This window comes from Halobacteriovorax sp. YZS-3-1 (genome assembly GCF_047084945.1).
GTDB classification, from domain to species: Bacteria; Bdellovibrionota; Bacteriovoracia; order Bacteriovoracales; family Bacteriovoracaceae; genus Halobacteriovorax_A; species Halobacteriovorax_A vibrionivorans.
Genome location: NZ_JBKIYI010000002.1, coordinates 543,420 through 565,231, shown reverse-complemented (window position 1 = coordinate 565,231; position 21,812 = coordinate 543,420). Strand labels below are relative to the sequence as shown.

At 34.0% G+C, this 21,812-nt stretch carries 24 protein-coding genes; 6 read left to right on the top strand and 18 right to left on the bottom strand.

What is annotated here, in order from left to right:
* Nucleotides 1–245: 245 nt before the first annotated feature.
* The gene (locus ACMAZI_RS12730) at nt 246–1,994 is read left to right on the top strand and encodes a cystathionine beta-synthase (protein ID WP_412474231.1); all 1,749 of its coding nucleotides are present in this window, start codon (nt 246–248) and stop codon (nt 1,992–1,994) included.
* On the opposite strand, the gene mnhG is transcribed toward ACMAZI_RS12730, so the two are convergent.
* Genes mnhG through mbhE form a run of 7 tightly spaced genes read right to left on the bottom strand, consistent with a single transcriptional unit; the run spans nt 1,991 to nt 7,078 of the window.
* Nucleotides 1,991–2,299 (bottom strand): monovalent cation/H(+) antiporter subunit G, encoded by a 309-nt coding sequence (gene mnhG, locus ACMAZI_RS12725; RefSeq protein ID WP_334679022.1) that lies wholly within the window; start codon nt 2,297–2,299, stop codon nt 1,991–1,993. The genes ACMAZI_RS12730 and mnhG overlap by 4 nt on opposite strands.
* The gene (locus ACMAZI_RS12720) at nt 2,296–2,565 is read right to left on the bottom strand and encodes a monovalent cation/H+ antiporter complex subunit F (RefSeq protein ID WP_120404372.1); all 270 of its coding nucleotides are present in this window, start codon (nt 2,563–2,565) and stop codon (nt 2,296–2,298) included. The genes mnhG and ACMAZI_RS12720 overlap by 4 nt, the downstream gene beginning before the upstream one ends.
* Nucleotides 2,562–2,885, bottom strand: a complete 324-nt coding sequence (locus ACMAZI_RS12715) for a Na+/H+ antiporter subunit E (RefSeq protein WP_115361208.1) — start codon at nt 2,883–2,885, stop codon at nt 2,562–2,564. Before ACMAZI_RS12715 ends, ACMAZI_RS12720 begins: the two co-directional genes overlap by 4 nt.
* A 10-nt stretch (nt 2,886–2,895) precedes the next feature.
* Complete coding sequence (locus ACMAZI_RS12710; RefSeq protein ID WP_412474230.1) at nt 2,896–4,368, bottom strand: complex I subunit 5 family protein; 1,473 nt, start codon at nt 4,366–4,368, stop codon at nt 2,896–2,898.
* The gene (locus ACMAZI_RS12705) at nt 4,368–4,685 is read right to left on the bottom strand and encodes an NADH-quinone oxidoreductase subunit K (protein WP_120404370.1); all 318 of its coding nucleotides are present in this window, start codon (nt 4,683–4,685) and stop codon (nt 4,368–4,370) included. The genes ACMAZI_RS12710 and ACMAZI_RS12705 overlap by 1 nt, the downstream gene beginning before the upstream one ends.
* A 1-nt stretch (nt 4,686) precedes the next feature.
* Nucleotides 4,687–5,112, bottom strand: coding sequence for an MnhB domain-containing protein (locus ACMAZI_RS12700; protein ID WP_334679019.1), 426 nt, complete (start codon nt 5,110–5,112; stop codon nt 4,687–4,689).
* Nucleotides 5,105–7,078, bottom strand: a complete 1,974-nt coding sequence (gene mbhE / locus ACMAZI_RS12695; RefSeq protein WP_412475132.1) for a hydrogen gas-evolving membrane-bound hydrogenase subunit E — start codon at nt 7,076–7,078, stop codon at nt 5,105–5,107. The genes ACMAZI_RS12700 and mbhE overlap by 8 nt, the downstream gene beginning before the upstream one ends.
* Before the next feature lie 283 nt (nt 7,079–7,361).
* On the opposite strand from mbhE, the gene ACMAZI_RS12690 reads away from it, so the two are divergent.
* Complete coding sequence (locus ACMAZI_RS12690) at nt 7,362–8,258, top strand: LysR substrate-binding domain-containing protein (protein WP_115361219.1); 897 nt, start codon at nt 7,362–7,364, stop codon at nt 8,256–8,258.
* Nucleotides 8,259–8,287: 29 nt separating this feature from the next.
* On the opposite strand, the gene ACMAZI_RS12685 is transcribed toward ACMAZI_RS12690, so the two are convergent.
* The 10 genes from ACMAZI_RS12685 to ACMAZI_RS12640 all read right to left on the bottom strand — a co-directional run bounded on the left by ACMAZI_RS12685 (nt 8,288) and on the right by ACMAZI_RS12640 (nt 16,162).
* The gene (locus ACMAZI_RS12685; RefSeq protein WP_115361221.1) at nt 8,288–8,515 is read right to left on the bottom strand and encodes a hypothetical protein; all 228 of its coding nucleotides are present in this window, start codon (nt 8,513–8,515) and stop codon (nt 8,288–8,290) included.
* A 252-nt stretch (nt 8,516–8,767) separates the two neighbouring features.
* Nucleotides 8,768–9,106, bottom strand: coding sequence for a hypothetical protein (locus ACMAZI_RS12680; RefSeq protein ID WP_334679017.1), 339 nt, complete (start codon nt 9,104–9,106; stop codon nt 8,768–8,770).
* Nucleotide 9,107: 1 nt separating this feature from the next.
* Nucleotides 9,108–9,467: a DUF6488 family protein gene (locus ACMAZI_RS12675; RefSeq protein ID WP_412474228.1), complete on the bottom strand. Its 360-nt coding sequence runs from the start codon at nt 9,465–9,467 to the stop codon at nt 9,108–9,110.
* A 9-nt stretch (nt 9,468–9,476) separates the two neighbouring features.
* A complete protein-coding gene (locus ACMAZI_RS12670; RefSeq protein WP_115361229.1) occupies nt 9,477–10,247 on the bottom strand; it encodes a HupE/UreJ family protein in 771 nt (256 codons plus the stop codon).
* A 41-nt stretch (nt 10,248–10,288) separates the two neighbouring features.
* Complete coding sequence (locus tag ACMAZI_RS12665) at nt 10,289–10,663, bottom strand: hypothetical protein (RefSeq protein ID WP_412474227.1); 375 nt, start codon at nt 10,661–10,663, stop codon at nt 10,289–10,291.
* 90 nt (nt 10,664–10,753) lie between these two features.
* Nucleotides 10,754–11,224: a hypothetical protein gene (locus tag ACMAZI_RS12660; RefSeq protein WP_115361233.1), complete on the bottom strand. Its 471-nt coding sequence runs from the start codon at nt 11,222–11,224 to the stop codon at nt 10,754–10,756.
* 69 nt (nt 11,225–11,293) lie between these two features.
* Nucleotides 11,294–11,566 (bottom strand): RNA recognition motif domain-containing protein, encoded by a 273-nt coding sequence (locus ACMAZI_RS12655; protein ID WP_115361235.1) that lies wholly within the window; start codon nt 11,564–11,566, stop codon nt 11,294–11,296.
* A gap of 250 nt (nt 11,567–11,816) precedes the next feature.
* On the bottom strand, nt 11,817–12,026 hold the full coding sequence (locus ACMAZI_RS12650) for a DUF4177 domain-containing protein (protein ID WP_115361237.1): 210 nt from the start codon (nt 12,024–12,026) through the stop codon (nt 11,817–11,819).
* A 12-nt stretch (nt 12,027–12,038) separates the two neighbouring features.
* The gene (locus ACMAZI_RS12645) at nt 12,039–14,360 is read right to left on the bottom strand and encodes a NeuD/PglB/VioB family sugar acetyltransferase (RefSeq protein ID WP_412474226.1); all 2,322 of its coding nucleotides are present in this window, start codon (nt 14,358–14,360) and stop codon (nt 12,039–12,041) included.
* Nucleotides 14,360–16,162 carry a polysaccharide biosynthesis protein gene (locus ACMAZI_RS12640; RefSeq protein WP_412474225.1) on the bottom strand — a complete coding sequence of 601 codons (1,803 nt, stop codon included), beginning with the start codon at nt 16,160–16,162 and terminating at the stop codon, nt 14,360–14,362. The genes ACMAZI_RS12645 and ACMAZI_RS12640 overlap by 1 nt, the downstream gene beginning before the upstream one ends.
* 400 nt (nt 16,163–16,562) lie before the next feature.
* On the opposite strand from ACMAZI_RS12640, the gene ACMAZI_RS12635 reads away from it, so the two are divergent.
* The 4 genes from ACMAZI_RS12635 to ACMAZI_RS12620 are packed head-to-tail and all read left to right on the top strand — an operon-like array spanning nt 16,563 to nt 21,303.
* On the top strand, nt 16,563–17,486 hold the full coding sequence (locus ACMAZI_RS12635) for a hypothetical protein (RefSeq protein ID WP_412474224.1): 924 nt from the start codon (nt 16,563–16,565) through the stop codon (nt 17,484–17,486).
* Nucleotides 17,476–18,678 carry an O-antigen polymerase gene (locus tag ACMAZI_RS12630; RefSeq protein ID WP_412474223.1) on the top strand — a complete coding sequence of 401 codons (1,203 nt, stop codon included), beginning with the start codon at nt 17,476–17,478 and terminating at the stop codon, nt 18,676–18,678. Before ACMAZI_RS12635 ends, ACMAZI_RS12630 begins: the two co-directional genes overlap by 11 nt.
* Nucleotides 18,671–19,900: a glycosyltransferase family 4 protein gene (locus ACMAZI_RS12625; protein ID WP_412474222.1), complete on the top strand. Its 1,230-nt coding sequence runs from the start codon at nt 18,671–18,673 to the stop codon at nt 19,898–19,900. Before ACMAZI_RS12630 ends, ACMAZI_RS12625 begins: the two co-directional genes overlap by 8 nt.
* Nucleotides 19,900–21,303 carry a right-handed parallel beta-helix repeat-containing protein gene (locus ACMAZI_RS12620; RefSeq protein WP_412474221.1) on the top strand — a complete coding sequence of 468 codons (1,404 nt, stop codon included), beginning with the start codon at nt 19,900–19,902 and terminating at the stop codon, nt 21,301–21,303. Before ACMAZI_RS12625 ends, ACMAZI_RS12620 begins: the two co-directional genes overlap by 1 nt.
* Here ACMAZI_RS12620 and ACMAZI_RS12615 read toward each other — a convergent pair.
* The gene (locus ACMAZI_RS12615) at nt 21,300–21,812 is read right to left on the bottom strand and encodes a polysaccharide biosynthesis/export family protein (protein WP_412474220.1); all 513 of its coding nucleotides are present in this window, start codon (nt 21,810–21,812) and stop codon (nt 21,300–21,302) included. The two genes, ACMAZI_RS12620 and ACMAZI_RS12615, sit on opposite strands and share 4 nt — an antisense overlap.

Sequence of the window (21,812 nt, the reverse complement as noted above, 5' to 3'; positions counted from 1 at the left end):
TATTTAAATTCATTATAACATGACTCAAGTTTCATAAAAGTCACCTAAGGCACTGAAATCACGGAACAAATAAGTAAGAAAATTAACTAAGTCCATTATAATTATGAACTATAATAATCTTAGCTAACGCAACGAATCCCACTAACCCTTTAAGATACATAAAATCTTCTTCACAAGGCCGACATATCGATATTTTTAACGTAAACTGGTCCATCAAAGTTGATATAATTTAAGGAGTCATACTCATGGATAAGACAATCAAGGATAAATTAGCGCAAATTATTGAAAATATGCCTTCAGATTGGCTACGCTTAACAACACATAGACTCGATATTTACAATGAGTCACTAGCAAAGGTTGAGTTTCTTCAAAAGCTTGAAGAGATTACAAACTTTGAAAATCAAGAGTTAGAAAAATTACCAACAGCTTACGACTATATTCGCTTAGGCCATCCTCTTTCATGTATTCTCGAATGGGCCATCGCCAAGGCATCGAATTTAAACCCAGAAAGTGTTATTTCATTCTCTTCTCAAAGCATGCCAGCCCTTGCAGTACTGAGAGCAAATAAATTCTTAGGAAAGAAAACCCAAATCGTAAGTGAAAAGCCTATTTCAGAACTTTTTAGTAGTGTTTATCAATATGACTTTATTCAAACACAACAGTTGGAAAAAGACTTTGATGGTACCACGATAGTGATCAATGGTAGTGAAAAGGCAGAAATAAATGTAACGCTTTTTGATAATCTCGGAAGTGTCATTTCAATAAATGATAATAATATTGATTATATTAAAGAGATTCAACATGTAAGACGTCGAGAATCAATTGCTATGACTCCGCAAAATTGCCTAACAGCAATCAAAGGTATTTTAGGTGAAGCTGGCCGCGGCATAACAAAAACAGACACGTCAGATCTTACAAAAACAATACAAGAAATTACAAGTTCAAATACACAAGTGGCCTTTAGTAATTGTGGCCTATCAGCTCAATATGCCATCATGATGGGACAAGTCCACTTTGCTAATAATAAACACCCTGGAAAAGACATCAAGTTTATCGTTCCTCCAAATTGTTACGGAGGTACCAATGATCAAGCAAGACGTGTTGCTGCTTGTATCGACAATGTTGAAATCATTGATCTTCCTGTAGATAGTGGAAAAGATATGGTTACTGAGCTTGAGAGAATTTTAACAGATGTAGCACACGCTGATGCTGTCCCTTTTATTATTGGGGAAATTCCCACAAACCCTCGAGTTGAAATACCTGATTTAATAAAACTTCGAGAAACTTTAAAGAAGCCAAGGTTCACTAATGATGGGGCCACTGCAGTTGGCGCTGTTTTTAATCTCGACCAAACATTTTGTCCAAATGTTAAATTCTTTGGTGATCACGGCTATCTAAATGATGTAAAAGTAATTTCATATGTTAGTGGATCAAAGTTTCCAAGTGGAGGTCTTTGTACTGCAGGATATGCTGTTGCAAGTGACAGTGCTGCAGAGTATATGAGTTACGTTGAAAATCATCTACGATTATGTGACAACGAAGCAACTGATTTACAACTTCAAATTTTAACTCGTGAAATGCCTGGTATGAACGAAAGAATTGCAAAGGCATATGCCAACACTCGTGGCTTTGTAGACTATATTCAAGACATACTACCAAAAGCAAAGATCAACTTTGTTTCACATGAATTAGCAGATGCGACTTTTACTCCCTCTGTCTTCTCTCTCGATCTACCAGCGCGCAACGAAGAGCATAAACGAGAACTAAATCACAAGTTAATCCGTATGATGATTGACACTATTCCGGAAGAAAGCAAGCACTGTGTGAGTTATGGACAACTAAAAGGTTGTTACTGGACTGTGCCTGCCACATCAACTCAAGGAACTACTAAGGAAAGTGACAAAGACTATATTGTACGAGTATCTGTAGCAGCAGACTTTAATCTCGCAAAACACAAAGAAGTATTCAAAAGATTCGTTGAAGAGTCATACTAAGAGCGAGGCCAAGCCTCGCTTTCTCCATTACTCATTCTTTTTTTCTTCGCATACGCCAAGGCATGTGTTGCAATTGGCGTTGTAATTAATAAGAAAATAAAAAGTGTAAAGTTTGTAATTACAAAATTCAAGTCTGGAATAATTAAACTTGAACCAATCAGAACAAGAGCAGCACCAAAAGCAGACGCTTTACTAGCAGCTTGTAACTTCATATAAAAGTCTGGCATCTTAATAAATCCCACTACTGCAAGGAATACAAATATAGAGCCTAAAAAAATTAAAATTTCTCCTATAAGCTGTATCATTTATCCTCCTTACTCATTTCAGATAAGTAAAATGCAAAAACAAGTGCAGTCACAAACCCAACAATTGCTATTAACTGGGCAATATTTAAGAAGAAAGGATTTCTATTATTTGTATAAAGCATAAGAAAAAGACTAACACCAGTCACACCAATCAAGTCAAAAGCTAATACTTTAACAAGCACATCCCTTTCTTTTACAGCTTCAAAAACAAGCAATAAGCAGGTTAGAATGATAATACCTGTTGAGATCATCATTAGTATACTCATCGTAAAATCCTTAGAACTCGACTTTCAATTTGTTCTTTAAACTCTTTAATGGCATCTTCTTCATTTTCTAAAAACATCATGTGAATATATAAATATGAATTATCAGGTGCCAAATCAATAACCATTGTTCCCGGTGAGAATGTAATAAGATTTGATAGCAATGCTATTTCAAAATCAGTCTTAACCTCTAAAGGAAACTTTATTATCCCAGGTGAAGATAAGTCTTTAGGCGTAATGACGTCCTGAGCTACTCTTAATGCTCCTAAAGACAAGTCCCAAAGATAGAGTACAACGAATTGTAATATATACCATAACTTCATAAATACCCCGTTAATAGCCTAGTCCTAGTCTTGCGACATCTCTTGCTAAGCGAAAAATTAGAAGAGGTTTAAAACTTAAGACTAAAGTGAATAAACAAAGTAAAAAACAAGAAATATAAGATCGTATAATTGATGATCTTGAAAGAGTATCAATTGACTCTTGTTCTTCACCCCAGAAAACCCCACTCCATATCTTGACCATACTATAGAGAGTAAAAAAGCTCCCTATGATCATTGGTAAAATTATCCATATGAGTCTGCTTTCCACAGCGATCTTAAATAGTCCTAACTTTGCCCAGAAACCAGAAAATGGTGGGATTCCAATTAGACTCGCCGCTGGAATCATAAAGAGAATTGATATCAATGGAGATGCTTTAAAGAGTCCTCCTAGTTTTGATATTTTCTCTGATGCAGCAAAATTCTTTACCAATCCAGAAACAAAAAAGAGATTTGTCTTAACTATAATATGGTGAAAAATGTAAAAAAGAGCACAGGCCAATGCGAGATTCTTAATTGCAATATTAGGATGAATACTGAAACTCACACCTACACCTATAAAACCGACCTGGCTTATAATATGATAACTTAAAATTTCTCTTAATTTATTTTGAACAACTGCGCACCATACCCCAATCAAAAGAGTAAGAATTGATAAAATAAGAATGATCCAAAATAATTGTAAATCTGCAGGAAAGACCTGGCCAAAGATTCTCATCATTGCATATAGCCCAAGCTTAGTAAGCAGACCGGCCAACACGCCACTTAAACCAGGTGATAACTTTGGGTAACTCTCCGGTAACCAGAAAAATAGAGGAAAAAAAGCAGACTTAATAGCAAATGCTCCAAATAGGGAGATCGCAAGAGATCGTACTAATCCAGGATCATTAGTATATAAAAGTGATAGTCTTTCGTTTAGAACCTGAAAGTCTAAAGTTTTAGTAAACTTATAAATGAAAGCGATAGAAATAAGAAAGATCAGACCACTTAAGAAATTAAGAATAATATACTTAAAACCACTTTTAAGTCTCTTCGTATTCCCATCAAGAACGACGAGAACATAGCTACTCATTAAAGTAATTTCAAACCATACAAATAAGTTAAAAAGATCTCTAGTAAGAAATGCACCAGTTAATCCTAAAAAAAGAGTATTATAAAGAAAGTGATAGACCTTATTTCTTTCTACTGTCACACCAGGATAAGCATATAATGCACCAGTGAAATAGATGGCCCCAATTACAAAAATCATCACTCCAGAAAAGAGATCATAACTAAGACTGATACCTATTCCACTCTCCCAACTACCAGCAACAAATGTAGAAGACTCTTGAAAAGAGAAGAGAAAGTATCCTGCTAATGCGAAATAAATTAATGAGAATATATTAGTAAATATAGTTCGTAATTTATCTGATCTTTTAAATAAAAGAGATAATGATGCCGAGATCATTGGTAGCATTAATAATATAATAAAAATATTATCTATCATTATTGTGCCTCCTCTTCTTTGCGAACATCATTAATTTTCTTTACTAAAGAAATCACAAAACAAAGAGTTGCAAATGAAATAACGATTGCTGTTAAGACGAGTGCTTGAGTCAATGGATCAGCAAAACGTACAGTAGAGAATGCCTCCCCTTCACCATTAAAAGGATAGCCATGGGCCAAAACATTACCGATAGAAAATATAATAAGGTTTGCACCATTTCCTAAAGTAATAATAGCAAAGATACAATTTACCCATGTATTCTTTAACAAGAAAAGCAAACCTACTACAATGAATATACAACCAACTATAAATGTCATCTTATTGTTTATTCCTCTTTGAAAAGTCGACAAATTTCACATAGGCCATTGTTGTACTAGTAGAAACAATTGCAAAAACAATTGAATCAAATAGTAGAACCGAACTTACTTTTCCAGCGATAGGAAAAGGTATCTTAGTCCATATAGCACTTAAACCGGACTTACCTATAAACATTGGTGTGATGAAGACAAGTACTAGCAATAGAATACAAATGGCAACGATTGAAGAATAATTATCGTTCAACCACATCTTAGTTCTTGATTCACTTCGGGCAATGATGTGAAGGATCAAAGCTAAAGACATAAGTAGCCCACCAATAAAACCTCCACCAGGAAGATCATGTCCTCTTAAAAGAAAGATAAACGAAAGTATTCCTAAAAGTGGACAAACGACTTTAAAACTTCCTCGAATTAAAGATTCATTCACGTTTACCTCGCTTTGAGAAGATCGCTAAAACACCAATGATTGCGATAGCAACAACTAGAACTTCTCCAAAAGTATCCATCGCTCGATAATCCACTAAGATAACGTTTACGACATTCTCTCCTTTTGCAAGAATCTTTGAGTTTTCAAAAAAGTATCGACTAGCACTCAAATCAAACTTCATACGATTTGCTATTGCAAATAACCATAGAGATAAACCAAAAAGTAATGCTACGATGAAATTGTTGAGTTTTATATTTCGCCTATAATTATCTCCATTAATCGGTACAGCCTTTATCAAAAAGAAAACAAAGAAGAGAGAAAGTGTTTCAACCATTAGTTGTGTCATACTCACATCAGCGGCACTATGATAACCAAAGAATACGACTAGGAAGAAACCTGATATAACAAAGTAAAGGATTGCTTTAATATCAGAACGACTTAAGTATGCAAAAATAAGACCTCCTAGAACACCAACTAAACATAAAGCCTTAGAAAGTGTAAGGTCTATCTCAGGGATACTTATATTTGATATTCCAAATTGAGTACTTAAAGTAAGTATTGCAAGGAATCCAACCGTACATCTTATATAGTGAGCAAAGTCTCCATTTACCATAAGAGAGTTCATCTTTTTGAATATATCAAGTGTACAATGAAGAGCTTTTACAAGCTTTGGCCATGGACTAAATTCAGAATACTTTTGAGATAATCGATCAAAGCTTATAAAGTACTTATCGAGGATAAAGCTTCCTGAAATACTTCCTAGAATTGTTATAAGACTTAAGATAAGAACAATATTGTAAGGATATTCAAACCCATGCCATAACTTAATATGTGTATTGTCGTTGAAAAGGCCAGTATCAATTAAAACACCATCTGAAATACTACCTAAACCAAATAAATTAGGAGCGATCGCAACTAGTAAGGCCATCAATGAATATAATAATGGTGAGATCAGTAAGCTCTTATAACCTTTAGCATGAATTGATCTTTCTTTGTCGACACGCTTTCTAGGCCAAGTAACTCGCAAGAGATTAATTGCTTGAATTCCCATAAAGAGATTACCTAGAAAGAAAGTCGGAGTAACAATCCATAAAAGTTCAGATTTAATACTCGTTGTATAAATAAACTCTTTAGCATAAAAACCGATACTCAAAGGAAAACCAACCATACTCATGGCACATAAAAGAGCAATAATGAATGGTAGGATACTTTTATTCTCACTATTAATAAGATCTTCACGCTCCATCGTATTGTAAGCTTTTGCAAAATAGCCGACAAATTGGAATAGGCCAGCTTTATAAAAAGCATGCGCTACAACGAGTAATACAAAACTTATCATAGAGTAATCATTAGCAAGTCCAAGTAGAATAGCTAGCATACCGAGGATACAAATAGTTGAGTATGCCAACATGGTCTTAAAATTACCCTGTAAAAGGCATTGAAATCCACCATATAAAACAGTAATGACACCTGAGTAAACAAATAGGTCATGCCATAGAATACTTTGAGAAAATAATGGAAATATTTTAACACCTAATAGCAAACCGGCCTTTACCATAGTCGCTGAGTGTAGAAAACTACTTACAGGAGTCGGTCCGGCCATGGCCAGAGGTAGCCAATAAGAGAATGGAAAGAGAGCAGATTTTGAAGCAATTCCTATAAATATTGCAAAAAGTGATAAGTTAAAATATTCATGTTGATGAAAGTTTGTAACCTTAAATAACGTTGGTAAGTGAAGAGATTCAAAAAATGTTAAACCGGATTCCATCCCAATTTGAGAAGTCATCATTATTCCGGCCAAAAGAAAGAGTCCACCTCCAACAGTAGTATAGAGGGCCCACTTCGCCTTCTCCTTAACTTGTGAGTCTTCATTCTTAAGTCCAATCAAGAAGAACGAAGTAACACTTGTCATTTCCCAAAATAAATAAAGTAATAATAGGTTTGCGGAATATATAATCCCAAACATTGAAATAGTAAAAAGAGTAAGGGATGTATAAAAAACAGTTTTAACTCGAGAAGAATAGCTCTTCATGTAAAAGTAACTATATAGAAAAACCCCCACCCCTATTATGGCAACAAGAGTACCAAATAAGTTATCTATACTTGTAGCTGAAAATAAATTATCCATTAGTATTTTCAATGTGTTCCTTCGTACAAACTTACAAATTTGATTTTAACAGCATTATAAGATATTAATAAAATATATAAAAATAATCTTTAGTATTGAAAAAATTAATAAAAGGTTAAGTATGAAATGGATTAATTATCATCATCTTATATACTTCAGAGAAATTGCCAGACAAGGCAGTATATCTAAAGCTTCAGAGGTTTTAAAGGTTGGACAGCCCGCCTTAAGTACTCAACTAAAAAACCTAGAGGAATACTTGGGTGTACAGCTCTTTGAACGTAAAAGAAGAAAAATGGTATTAACAGGGCCTGGAAAAGTTGTACTTGAGTACGCCTCTAAGATAAACTCACTAGGTCAAGAGTTAATAGAGTTAATTGATGACAAGGTGTTTACTAATGAAATTCATCTAAGCATTGGTGCGCTTGATAGTATACCTAAACACTTAATATGTGACATTGTTGACTTGGCCCATCGTAAGACTGGATGCTTCCTTTCAATTTACGAAGGATCTCCTGATGAACTGTTAAGGCAGTTAAAGACACATCAAATCGAAGTCATGATATCGGATCAAGAAATTAACAAGCTAGAAAGACATAATATCTTTTCCAAAAAAATATTAACAAAACAAATTAGTGTCTACGCTTCAGCTGAATATGAACATTTAAAAAAGGGATTTCCTAAATCACTTGATGGTGCACCTTGCATTGTTCCAACTTCCCATTCAAAAATTAGAAGCGATGTGGAATATTTCATGCATGAAAAAGGAGTAAGGCCAAAGATTATTGCAGAAACTCAAGATACTTCGCTTCAAAGAATCTTAGCAACACGAGGCGATGGTCTAATCTTCTTACCTAGTTTCATTACAAAAGATCTCGTAAATGATAAAAAGCTTGTAAAAATTGGCAATCTGAAAGGTGTAACGACTAGTTATTATTTGATATATAGTAAGAGAATTATTGAGAATCCTGCATTGGACTTCATTCTTAAGCAGAACTTTGAGAGAATGAGGCTACGTTAATTAAAATCATAGCCTCATATTTTTAACTGTTAAGTCTTTTTGTACTTGTCTGCATTAGACAATTGTTCGTTTTTCTTTTTTGCCACTAAATGATCGGCCGTAACGCCTTTGTTCTTATCTTCTCTTTTATTCATTTTTCCGGCATTAATACGATAGTCTCGTTTCGATGATCTTACTTTAATAAATTTTTGTATCGAAATATACACTCCGATCACAGCTAAGCACGAAAGTAAGAAAATGATTTCGTTGGCACTCATTAAATGCTCCTTTGTTTATACCTTGTCTTAATATACAGGAACAAGTCACTTCAATAAAATATATATTGCCAATAGGATGTATTAATTTATTCAATAGTAATTTTTTCAACTTTAATTTACTTATGAATAATAACAGGCTCTTAACACAAACTGTTAGAAAATATTATGATTGTATTAAGGATTCATTCATTACTGGAGTGATTTGAGCAAGAAAAGAGAGGGAGAATGTTAATCTCCCTCTGTGATATGTCTTTAGAAGAATTTTACAACGTAAGTGTGAACAAAGTAGCCTACACCCAAGAGAACAATACCGCTTGAATAACAACTCCAAAACCCTAGATTAAACTTTTGTGCCAAAAGAAATGGAACAAAGAATAATAGAGAGACAGGAATTGCAACGAATACACTTTTTGCATATTCAACAGACTGACTTGAATCTCCCCACTCTAAATGAGAAAACGCTAATGCAAGTAATGTCGTTAAGGGAAGGGCCGTAATAAAGCCGGCCAATCCAGTTTTCTTACCTGATAACCACGAAACAAAACTAATTAAAACAGCCGCAACTACTGTCTTTCCTATTGCTAACCACATATTACTTCCCCGTAAAGTTTGCTGCAACAAACTCACCTGTTAGTTTTAAAAAGATATAAAGCTTCTTACCTTTTACACCTTTTTCATTATTAAATGTAACAACCCATTCAGTCTTCTTACCAAATACTTTCTTTACTGATGTATCATAATTTGCAGCCTTCCATGACTTATCAATCTTGCCAGAACTAATAAGTCTTAACATATGATACTTCCCAACTTCTTTACTCTTTTCTTTAGAGATTGAAACTTTTTTATGAGAGTGACTATGGCCATGAGAATGTCCATGACCATGTGAATGACCAGTTCCTGCAAATGTCAGACTACTTACACAAAGTAGAATTAAAAGTGATAGTTTTTTCATATTTTCTCCTTATAAATTATCATGTTGATATTCTTGCTCATTTTCTAATTTCATATGGTGGTGCATATGATTGTCTTCACTAAAGCCAAACTCATCTGGCCCAGATGTATGAAGATAACCATGTAATTGCATTAGAAGAAGCATGAAACCTGCTAACATTATCCCATCATTAAACACTCGTGAGAGCCTTTTAAACATATGATGACGACGTAATTGTGTGATAATCAAAAGCATAATCGCAAGGGCCACGATCTGCCCAAGTTCAACCCCAATATTAAAAGAAATAATTCGCATTAGCATACCACTTCCCTTCTCTCCTAAAGGAAGTTGTTGTAGACGAGTAGAAAGGCCAAATCCGTGTATTAGACCGAAGATAAAAACCATCCACAATAAACTTGGCGACTTATTCATTCCAAAGTATTCTTGAAAGCCTTTATTATTATCAAATCCCTTGTAAATAACAGAAATAGCAATAACAGCATCAACTAACCAATAATTAGCTGTAATCCCCATAAAGGTTGCAAAGATTAAAGTAATACTGTGACCGAGTGTAAAAATACTTATAAATCGCACAATATCTTTAAATGTTTTTAAAAAGAAAATAACCCCAAATAAGAAAAGTAAGTGGTCATATCCTGTAATCATATGCTCAGCACCAAGCCAAACATATCTTAATAGGCCACCATCTATCATGGCCTGTTTTGCTTCTTCACTAATTCCGTGTGCAAATAGATTTGCAGAAAAAAGAAGAGGCACAAATCCGCGTATTAACTTAGACATAAATTCTCCTAGTAAAAAATAAAAAATTAATCGTTATTTTTTTAACAAATAGGAGGCTTAAACAAAGTATTAGGTAAGAATTTTGAAACGAGATTTTTTTCCAAGAATGTACTTTTATTGACTTCGAGAAATGGAGTCGTAAAGCTTATCTTAGAAAGATTATATATTTGAAATTCTGAGTTAGATATTTTTCTCGTACCATGGTGATGCTCGTGCTCCTCACCATCTTCAGAGTGTTTATGAGAATGAGTGTGAGGTTCATCATCGATATTATCATGATGAGTTTGGTTTATATTTTGATATTTAATTAGATGTTGATCTACTGTACTAACCCCTTCATAAATAGAAGCAAGTGCCTTTGCCTGAACACACAGACAAATTATCAGTATAAATATATTTAAATAAAGCTTAACCACCTAGCTATTTTAATAGAATTCTTAATATATAGTAAAGAAGTAAAGCCCTTTATAAGGAATAATTGCGTCATTACCGAGAGGTATTAATCATTAGCACATATGACCGCTTACGATACCCTGTGCATTTTTCATTGATGTCTCATATGTATGAGAAACTTCATGAACAAGACTATCAACACAGCACTCAAGCATGTCCTTATCTTGTAAACTTAAAACTTCTTGATTTGTTAACTTAGCAATCGTATTGATAATGTAAATTAAATCAAGTCTTGTAACTTCATGGTTATGATAATCAAGATTGAAATCAAATTCATTACAATTGATCTTCTTCTCTAGATTGATCAAAGCTTGCTGTAGTTTGTTTTCACAAGTAGCGATACGAATATCTTCTAAATGAGAAATTGAGATAAATTTTGTAATCCCCTCTTTTTCGAATCTAATTTCAAAAAAGTCACTAATACCATCATACATTTTGAAGATATTAGTAATTTCACCAACACCGCTTTCTAAAGAATAAACCTTAGTTTTATTTTTAATATAGTCATTTAAATCGATAATCATACTTTCCCCTTTGATTAGAACTTTTTTGTAATGGCGCCATAAATGACGCCCAGTTGTTCAAATAAAGGACTAGTAACGATTAGTTCTTTCTTTAACTCGTGTTTTTGCTAGATTAACAATTAATGGTCTTCCCATAAATTCTTGGTCATGAAGTTCAGTTATAGCTTTTTTAGCATCTTCTCCATTTTCCATTTCAATAAATCCAAAGCCTCTACCACGGCCAGAGTCACGATCTCTAATTAGGTTGATACTTACAACTTCTCCAACATTAGAAAAAAGTGTTTTTAATTCAGAATCTTCAATATTATATGAAAGGTTTCCTACGTAGATGTTTGATTTCATTTTTACCTCCAAGGTAAGTGATGAGACTATGATGTCTCTCTCGTAAAAGGTTACGAGTTATATTTAAAATATTTTGGTCTAGAGAAGTTTATAAAACAGTGATGATGAGCTACTTGAGCTATAAAGACGTCTTCGGACTCTCTTAGTATACACTACAATGTCTTTAATAACAAACAAATGCTTATGATCTATGATTACACAGCCTTAGATGATGATATTTTATAAAAGAAGGATTTATAGAGTACTCGCTTTATCTTCCTACAGTGAGAATAACTGTCTCTCTTTGCCAAAATAAGAGAAATCGCTTTTTTTCGATTACTTGAAAAACGACCTGCCAACCTTGTGTGGCCAAGAAATTAATTCTAGCTTCTAGTTTTTTTACAGGAATATTAGAGGCGCCTAAGAATACCGTTCCTAGGCCGCCCTCTGAAATTGTTTCGACTTTATACTCTTTAAACATCAACGACCTATTCTATGCAACAGCAAGTTGAGGCTTTAGTAAATCGATAACCTCGATAAGGTTTTTCGATACAAAATCAACTTCTTCTTTTGTCATCATTCCATGAAAAGGAAGAGCTAGTGTTCGTGTACTAATATCAATTGTATTTTCTAGCCCAGAGGTATCCACTTTAAAGTTTTTCATAAATGGTTGCTCATGTATTGCATCAAAGTATGCTCGAGCAGGAATCTCTCTTTTTCCAAGCTCTTCAATAACAGCATCACGACTTATACCACGTCCAAGTTTGACCACATAGACAAACCAGCTCATCGTGACACCCTCATCAATTACTTGAAGAGTAAGATTCTCAAGCCCCTTTAGGGCGTCATTATACATATGAGCAACGCGCTCCCTATCATCAAGAATTTTATCAATTTTATTAAGTTGAGTAACACCAAGTGAAGCACTTAGCTCACTCATTCGGCAATTAAACCCTAGAAAGTCGTGCTTGAGCCATCCCCCCATGCTACTTCTTCCTTGGTTTCTTAAGGCCCTTACATGCATTGCCACTTCTTCGTCATCAGTAACAAGTATTCCACCCTCACCTGTTGTGATTTGCTTATTTGGATAAAACGCAAATGTAGAAACATCTGCAAATGTACCAACCATTTTTCCATCTATTTTTGCACCTAGTGCTTCACAAGAATCATCTATCGTTTTGAGGTTGTGTTTCTTAGCAATTTTACAAATCTCTTTCCAATTTGCAGGATGACCAAAGATATCAACACCAAGAATAACCTTAGTTTTATCCGTTATCTTTGCTTCAATATCTCTTGGACATACACAATGAGTAACGTCTTCAATATCAGCAAAGACAGGAGTTGCACCTGCATGAAGAATAACTGAAACAGATGAAACAAAAGTATAAGAAGGTACTATTACTTCATCTCCCTCTCCTACGCCAAGGGCAAGAAGAGCTAAATAAAGAGCAGAAGTACCAGAGCTTACAGCGACTGCTTCTTTAACTCCAATATAATCCTGAATATTTTTTTCAAACTCTTCAACCTTTGGTCCAAGAGAAAGAATACCACTTTCTAGAACTGAAACAACGCCGTCAATATCATCTTTTTCAATAACAGGCTTTGCCATTGATAATCTAATATCTGCTTTTTCAACTTGTTTATTCACAGGTAATCTCCTTACTGGCTGACCTATATAAGTCCCCGGCTTATCAATATTTTTAATAACACTAGAATTAAGTCCAATAACAACTTCAGAACATATTTTTACAAGAGGTTTTACGACAGAGCCTGCTCCAACCATAGTCAACTCACCAATATGAACTCCTCCGCAAAGAGTTGTATTAGGACAAATATGTGAGAAGTCCTCAACGACACAATCATGCTCAACAATAGATCCAGTATTGATAATGACATGATTACCAACGACAGCGTTAGGGCCAATATATGCACCACTTAGAACAACAGTTCCATGGCCAATGACAGCACTTTCATGAATCGTAGCACTAGGATGTATAATCGTTTCCCATTTAGCTGATAAGTCTTGTGAAAGCTTCTTTCTAATTGAATTACTTCCAATTGCTAGAACTCCACGAACTCCTGCGATATTCACAGGCAGAGAATCTGTTAAAATTGCATCTTTATAAAAATGAAGAGCTTGAATATTATCTAAGTTTTTATCATAGATTGCGTATATATCTTGGCCACTCTCCTCGGCCGCAAATTGTACTGAAAGCGAATGGCCACCACCCCCAAATAAATAAAAAGGATGATCGAATCGTTCCATACTCTTTGTTTTACTAGAATTAATACCGACAGGCTTAATCATCTGCTTTATTGTCATAAAAATTATTTTAATATCAAAGAAGAAGGACTGTTTTTCAATATAAGAGATATCAAATTTAAACTTTTCATTCCAAGAAAGAGAGTTTCGACCTGATACTTGAGCAAGACCAGTTAGACCAGGTTTTACATCGTGTCTTCTCGCCTGCTCTTTTGTATAGAATGGTATATATTCTTTAAGAAGTGGTCTTGGGCCTACAACACTTAAGTCACCAAAGAGAATATTAAAGAACTCAGGGAGTTCATCGATGCTAAACTTTCTTAGCATTTTCCCGTAAAAGCCAATTCTTTGTGACTCATCAAGTGAAGTATCAAGACTCATCGTTCTAAACTTAATCATTTTAAAAATTTTATTCTTGTAACCAACGCGCTCTTGTATAAAGAAAATTGGTCGCCCTTGAATAAGTAAACTTAGAAATGATACGAGGACTAAAATAGGAGAAGTAATTGCAATTGCAAAAATTGAAAAAGCAATATCAAAGGCTCTTTTCACTACCCGGCCTCACCAAGCTGAACAATAAAGCCAGACTTATTATTGATCGTATTATTTGTTTCGTTAATTAATTGTGACATCTCCAAAATACAATTCGGGTCATTCTCAATTGCGGCCAGAATAATTTCATTAATACGCTTCATTAGCATTTTACGAGAAATCTCATCATCAACGTTGCTACCACAGTCACAATTTGGAAGTGTGACAATATCATCATGAGAGGTCTGATGCTCTTCACCAGTTAGATAAAGTTCTTCAAAAAGCTTTTCACCTTTTTTCATTCCAGTAAAAACGATATTTAGACTATCAAGAGTCTTTCCCATTGTTTTTGCAAGTCTTTCGACAATATCAATGATACGAATAGGCTCACCCATCTTCAAAACACATAACGAAGCATTCTCAGACACTGTTAAGCTATTTAAAACAAGTCCCACAGCTTCAGGAATAGTCATAAAATAGCGCTTCATTCGAATATCAGTAATAGTTACTTTTTCATTATTTAAGATCTGATCCATTACAATTGGGATTAGTGAACCACTTGATCCTAAAACGTTTCCAAAGCGTACTGCACGATACTCACAACTACTCTCCTTTGCATAACAAGCTAAAAGGATTTCACATAACCTCTTAGTTGCACCCATTACAGAAGTTGGATTAACGGCCTTATCTGTTGAGATTAGTATAAAGCTCTTTATTGGAAATTCTTTTGAAAGATCTAGTAAGTTCTTAGTACCTAAAACATTATTTACGATTGCTTCTTTTGGATTACTCTCCACTAGTGCCACATGCTTATAGGCTGCTGCATGAAAAACATAATCAGGACATGAAGCTTGAAAGCAGCTTCGTAAGGCTTCCATATTTGTGATATCAATCATGCGTGGAATAATCTTTGTATTTTCAAGGTTTAATGCTTTAACCTCATTTGTAATTTTAAATAAGTTGTACTCACAATTTTCAATTAGAACAATTTCTTCAGGCTGCATTAATGTCAATTGTCTAACTAATTCTGAACCGATACTTCCACCTGCTCCAGTTACACATACTTTTGCAGATCCAATTGAAACGGCCAGGTCAGAGAGGTCCACTTCCTTAGGCTCTCTCCCAAGAAGTGAATTAAGCTCTAATTTATTAATTTTAAAGTTTTGACCCGAAAATAGGTTTGCTTCTGAAATCGTAACTGATAGCTCATTACAGACATCTTTAATAAGCTTAGACTTATTAAAATAGTTGCAATCAATAATGATAACTTCTTTGATTTTAAATTCTTGGATCACTTCTTTTAAGTTCTCAATCTTTCCAAGAACCTTAAACTTTCCTTTAACGAGATTGACATCAAAATCATCAACGAACCCAACGATATTATGTGTTTCTTTATTAACATGATTTGCTAGAGAGACTGCTTTCTTATCGCTTCCAACAATAAGTGTTCTTTGAAAGTTGTGATTATTTGCGTTTTCAAAAATTAATTTACGAACAATTCTCGAGATAAGCATAGTCACAAGTGATACAGAATAGAGACTGAATAGAAACTGCTGATCAACATTAAAAACAAAGTGTAATGAAAAGCAAGTTGCAGTCAGAGCAGTAGCTGCTCTTAAGATACTAAATGGAGTCGTATGCCTCCAAGAGTCTAAGTTACTCTGTGTTACAACACTGAAGAAGATAAAAAGTGAAGTGAATTCAAGATAATTGTCGAAGAAAGACTCTTGTCTCACCAATCCTAAAACTACTAAATATGTATTAATAATTAGCAGATCCAAAACTGGCCTAAAGAATATATTTACGACATAGGAAAAACTCACAAATACCCCACTCAAAAAGTTAAATAAATTTTAGCCATCTGCAATATAAACATCAACAAGGTAAATTTATCCTTAATGTAAATAAATCTCCGTTAAGTTATTATTAATAGGAATGAAGAGCATCTTAAAAAATAAAAGTTTGCCTATTTTTAATTCAATAGGAATCGTTTCATATTCACTATGTCAGTGGGTAATTATTAAGATAATTAGTAATAATTATCCGACGGCGACTCTCGGGGACTACGCACTTTCACTATCTTATCTTGCACCACTCACTCTCTTCTTCTGTTTCTCACTAAGAAACTTTTTTAACAGTCACAATGAAGAAGTAAATGTCTCGGATATTTTTACTCATAGAATAGTGTCAACGATAATTTACTTTCTTTGTTCTTTATTAATATTGAAATTGTTCGTTCCAAACGTTGATAACAGTGTATTTATCTTATTAATGCTAATAAGGGGTGGCGACCTACTCTCAGACTTGGCCTATACAGTTAAACAAAGACAAAAGGATATACGCTATATTGGTGTAAGTCTTTCCTTGAAAAGTCTTTTCATAATCATCATTTGTCTTGTGGCCAATATTCAAGCCGATATTGCCATCGATCATTTCTTAATAGGAATACTGTTAATTACTACAATCTTCTTTGTAATTGATCTTAAGACCTCTATACCAAGTTTTTCATTTAAAACTGATTATATAAAGAGAATCACAATCCTAACCACTCCCCTTGCCCTGGCCTCTCTTGTTAACTCTGTAAATGCAAATATTCCACGATACCTTCTGGACTTCTACTATGACAAAACAAGTGTTGCCATCTTTTCAACATTCTTCTTTTTCTATTCTTCAATAATTATAATTACAAACTCGTTCATTCAAGTCTCACTTAATAAATTATCACTATCACTTAATAGTCTGGTAGAGACACGAAAAATGATTAAGTCATATATTATCTTTGCTTTTATGACATCTTCATCATTCATTCTATTTAATGAACTCATTGGGCAATTCATCTACAATTTGATCTTTGGTACGAAATACACCGAGTATGCTCATTACCTACATTATTTGAATATAATCATTCCGCAAGCTATTGCTATTATCATGATAAACTACTTTGTGATTGCTTTAAGATCTTATAAGACGAGCTTTCTCTTCACTTCTTTAACCTTAATCGTTCACTTTGCGGTGGCCATGGTTTTAATTAAAGGTAGTGAAATAGAAGGTAGTTTTGATGCATTCATTATTGCTCAGGCATTTTATATTATAATTAATATAGTTTTTATCACAAAGAAAGTTAGAGAATTACGACATGAATTTTGAATTAATCGAATATCATTTTTATCTATGTCTAATAATTCTCGTTATAAAGTTCTTCATCAATGGTTGGAAGGATCATTTAACATACTTTATCCTATTCTACTTTTTCTTTTCAATGGGCCCGATTCTAAACCTAATCCTTGGAAATGGAATCTACTTTGGAACACCTAAGGACTACATCCATATAGCAAGTACGAACTTCCTATGTGCTATTGCAACGATGTCGATTTTATCAGTGCTAATAAGGCCAAGAAACACAGAGATTAAAGAAGTTAGAGAAAACTTCCCTCTTCTAAACTGGATCTTTATCGCTTTTATTTTCTTAGCAGTTTTTAATATTACAAAAATTGTAACGATTGGTCTCAATATAGACAAAGTTACAAAGATCTCATTAATTGGTAATTCGATACACTATATCTATCTCTTACTACAACTATTTCTTACGTCATTTTATTATTTGTGTAGAAAGAATAAAACGAGAAGATTCTATTATTTAAACTTCTTTACTTATATTGCATACTGCTTAGTTACAGGAGAAAGAGATTTCATTTTCCCGTTATTTTCAATCGTAGGACATCTCCTAATTCACCATCGAACAAGTTTTAAAAAGAAGCTAATTCTGACCTCATCACTATCTCTTCTTGGGATTGGTGGTACTTTGATATTCTTACTAAGAGATGCTACTCAGAAAACAACGAACTACATTGAATCATTTCTTAATCAGGGATCACTTTTATTCGTAAACGCGTTTACGGCAAAAATGGTAGATATTAAATATAACTTCTTTTACGGAGAGACCTATCTACACAGCTTCTTAAGTTTACTTCCAAGCTTTATCTATAAATCTTCTTATAATAATCTCGCCTGGCTAAAAGATAATTATGCCCCTGGTGGAGACTCTGGATATGGATTTGGCCTAGATGCTGAAGGATATATGAATTTTGGATATATTGGCGTTATTATAACATTTGCCATTATCGTTCTAATACAAAGATATTGTAACTATAATATTAATCGTGGAAAGTTCTTTAAATACTATAGTGTATTCTTTCACGGATTTACGATGTATTGCTTTCGAAATGATTCCTTGGCCTTTTTTAAAGGGAATTTATACGCAATCATCATTTATTTTATAATCATTCAGGCCAATAATTTCATTACGAAAGGACAAGGAAAAGTAGCGACTCATGAATAAAGACATAAGAGTTATGCAAATTATAAAAACAACTGAAGGTGCTAGTTGGGCACTTCATCAAGTAAAGTTTCTTGTTCGTTGTGGGATTGATGTACATGTTGTCTTAAATAATAATACTGGTAAATTCTATAATGAATGGAAAGAAAGTGGTGCAACTATATATACCCTAGAGTCAATCTTAAACCCTTTGCACCCTTTTAAAACCCTAAAGTCTATCTTATCTTTAAGAAGATTAATTAAAGAAGTTAATCCTGATATCATTCATAGCCACTTCTTTATCAACACGATTCATATGAGAATGGCATCTTTTAGGTTAAAACCTACTCGAATATTTCAAGTTCCTGGACCACTTCATCTTGAACACGCTATCTTTAAATATATCGATCTATTTTCAGCAAGAAAGAATGACCGCTGGATTGCCTCTTCTAAACATATCAAAAGTCTCTATATCAAAAGCGGAATAAATGAAGAGCGTGTCGATCTCAGCTACTACGGTAATGACTATAGTCAATTTAACTCTTCTGATAGTGATCACTTAAAAAGAGATAATCATTTACGAAATAAATGCGGATTCAAGGATAGTGACATTGTTATTGGAAATGTATGTTATATCTATCCACCTAAGAAATTTCTGGGTCAAAAAGTAGGCCTTAAAAATCATGAAGTCATGATTAAGGCCATTGAAATTGCCAGGCAACAAGAGCCAAGAATAAAAGGGCTCTTTATTGGTGGACAGTGGGGAGATTCAACTTCATATGAACAATTGCTAAGACGATCAATTCCAGTCGATGAAAGAGATAATATCGTTATCACTGGAAAGATCCCTCCAAGTGAAGCGGCAAAAGGCTGGCAAAACCTCGACTACGCTATTCACCTGCCCCTTTCAGAAAGCTGTGGTGGTGTTATAGAACCTCTTCTTGCACAAAGACCTGTTATAAGTTGTAAAACAGGAGGTATCCCAGAAATCATTATTGAAGGGTATACAGGCTTTATTACGTCACGAGATAATCCACAAGAAGTTGCTAATAAAATCCTAGAAGTAATTAAAAATAAGAAGAATGCGATTGAATATACATTAAATGGCAAAAATCTTGTTCTCGATATGTTTAATATTGAAAGGACTGCCAAAGAGATTTTAGAAATATATAAGAAGATTATGAGTATACAGAATTCATATGAAGAATACTCTTCAAAGAAATATCTTAAAAGGGTCAACCCGTAATGAAAAGATCACACTTTTTAAAACTAATTGGACTAAGTATAGCTGCACCAGTATTTGGCCAAACAAGTACGAAGAAAAACTCTAAGACAAATACAAATCGTGATAAACGAGCCGATGACATAACTAATTATGGAGCACTAAGTGATGGAAAAACAGATGCCTCAAGTGCTATCAGGGCATGTTTAAAAGCAAACTCAAGTGCCTATATACCTATGACGACACACGGTTTTATCGCCGGTGATATCGTTGTGAATCAATCGAAAATACACGGTAATGGAACACTTATTCGCAAAAACAAATCAAGCTATACTCTCCTAACCAAGGGGAGCAACTGTGAAGTTAATGGGATTGTTTTTAAATCACAAGGTTCAAAGTACACCAATGGAGTTTCTGACATTATTATTGGAGAAAGTAGCAAAAGTATTAGAATTCATAATTGTAAATTTGAAAGTAGCCATTACTGTTCTATCTCAGCAGATAAGAATTCTGATTCAGATCTTAAATTAACTTATAAGTCCCCTGTTAAATCAATTGTCATCTCTAAAAATATATTCAGCGGAAAATATTCAAGGGCACTATATCTACACAGTGTTGAGGATCTTCAGATTATCGACAATATCATTAAGGAGACTTTATATGATGGTATTAGATTAAGGCAGAGAATTAAGAAATGTATTATTTCAAAAAACTTATTTAATGATATCGGAATAAAGAAACATCAAGATTCACAAGATGCAATCGATACTTACTGGAGTGGAGAGGAGCTGATTATAAGTGATAATATCATTAAGAATTGCTCTAAGAATGCTATCGAAGTTAAGGGAGTCTCTCCGGATAGCACTGGTGCTACAGGAAAGGTGGTAATTTCAGGAAATGAGATTTTAAACACCGCTTATAGCGCTATTCACATATCTTCAGGAGCTAGCAAAACAACAAAAGTAAAAGACTTTGTCATTGCCAATAACATTATTAAAAAAGCAGGTACGGTTGGTGCCAAGAGAGGAAATGCTGCAATTTTCATAAGGCATGGGGTTGAGAGTCTAGTTATTAGCTCCAATATTATTAGTGAGAATAATTCTAGAGGAATCTTCTTAGCGAATCTTGAAAAGGATCAAGATGCTATAAAGAATGTCACGATTTCGGCCAATAATCTCGTGGATAATGGCAATAAGGAAGAAGGATATGCAATTCTAAGCTCAGGTGTAGAAAATTGTATTATAAGTGCTAATAATATCGAAAATAAAAATGGACTTCAAAAAGTTGCCATTGCAATTACCGATCAAAAGGATAAATCGAGTAAGGCCGTTATTAGCAGTAATATAATAAGTTCAAATCACAAGGAAACGATTCTCTACAACAAGAAGAATAAGAATATAAAAGTAGTGAATAATCTAATCAATTAGTCGATTTTCTTATAGATTAAGTATGAACCTAGTGTTGTCGCAAGAATTGAAAGAATTGATGTATACCAAATTCTATTTTCGTAGAATCGCTCTTTTCTTAAATAGACAACGTCACCTGGCTGTAGTTGAAAGTTGTGGCTATTGAAATCACCACCGCTACTAAGATCAAATTCAATTGTCTTAAGCTCTTTTCCACTCTTACGAGTAATTTGAACTTCGTTTAAGTTAGCACTCCCTGTAGCTCCCCCAGCAAGAGAAAGACCATTTATTAGGCTTGTTCCCTTTGGAACAAAGTGTAGACCTGCTGATTTTACTTCACCCCAAAAATTTGTCGGAATGAGTACTTCATTCTTAACAGATTTTGAAAAATAAAGTGAACCAGACTTCTTCTCAAGTCCTTTTACTTCAGTTGGTAAGACGAGTGAATTTAAGTCAATATTATTGGCCGCTTGTACGACAGGAGTGAAACAAAAGTTCAAGATGATTAAGCTAATAGTGATCAATTTCAT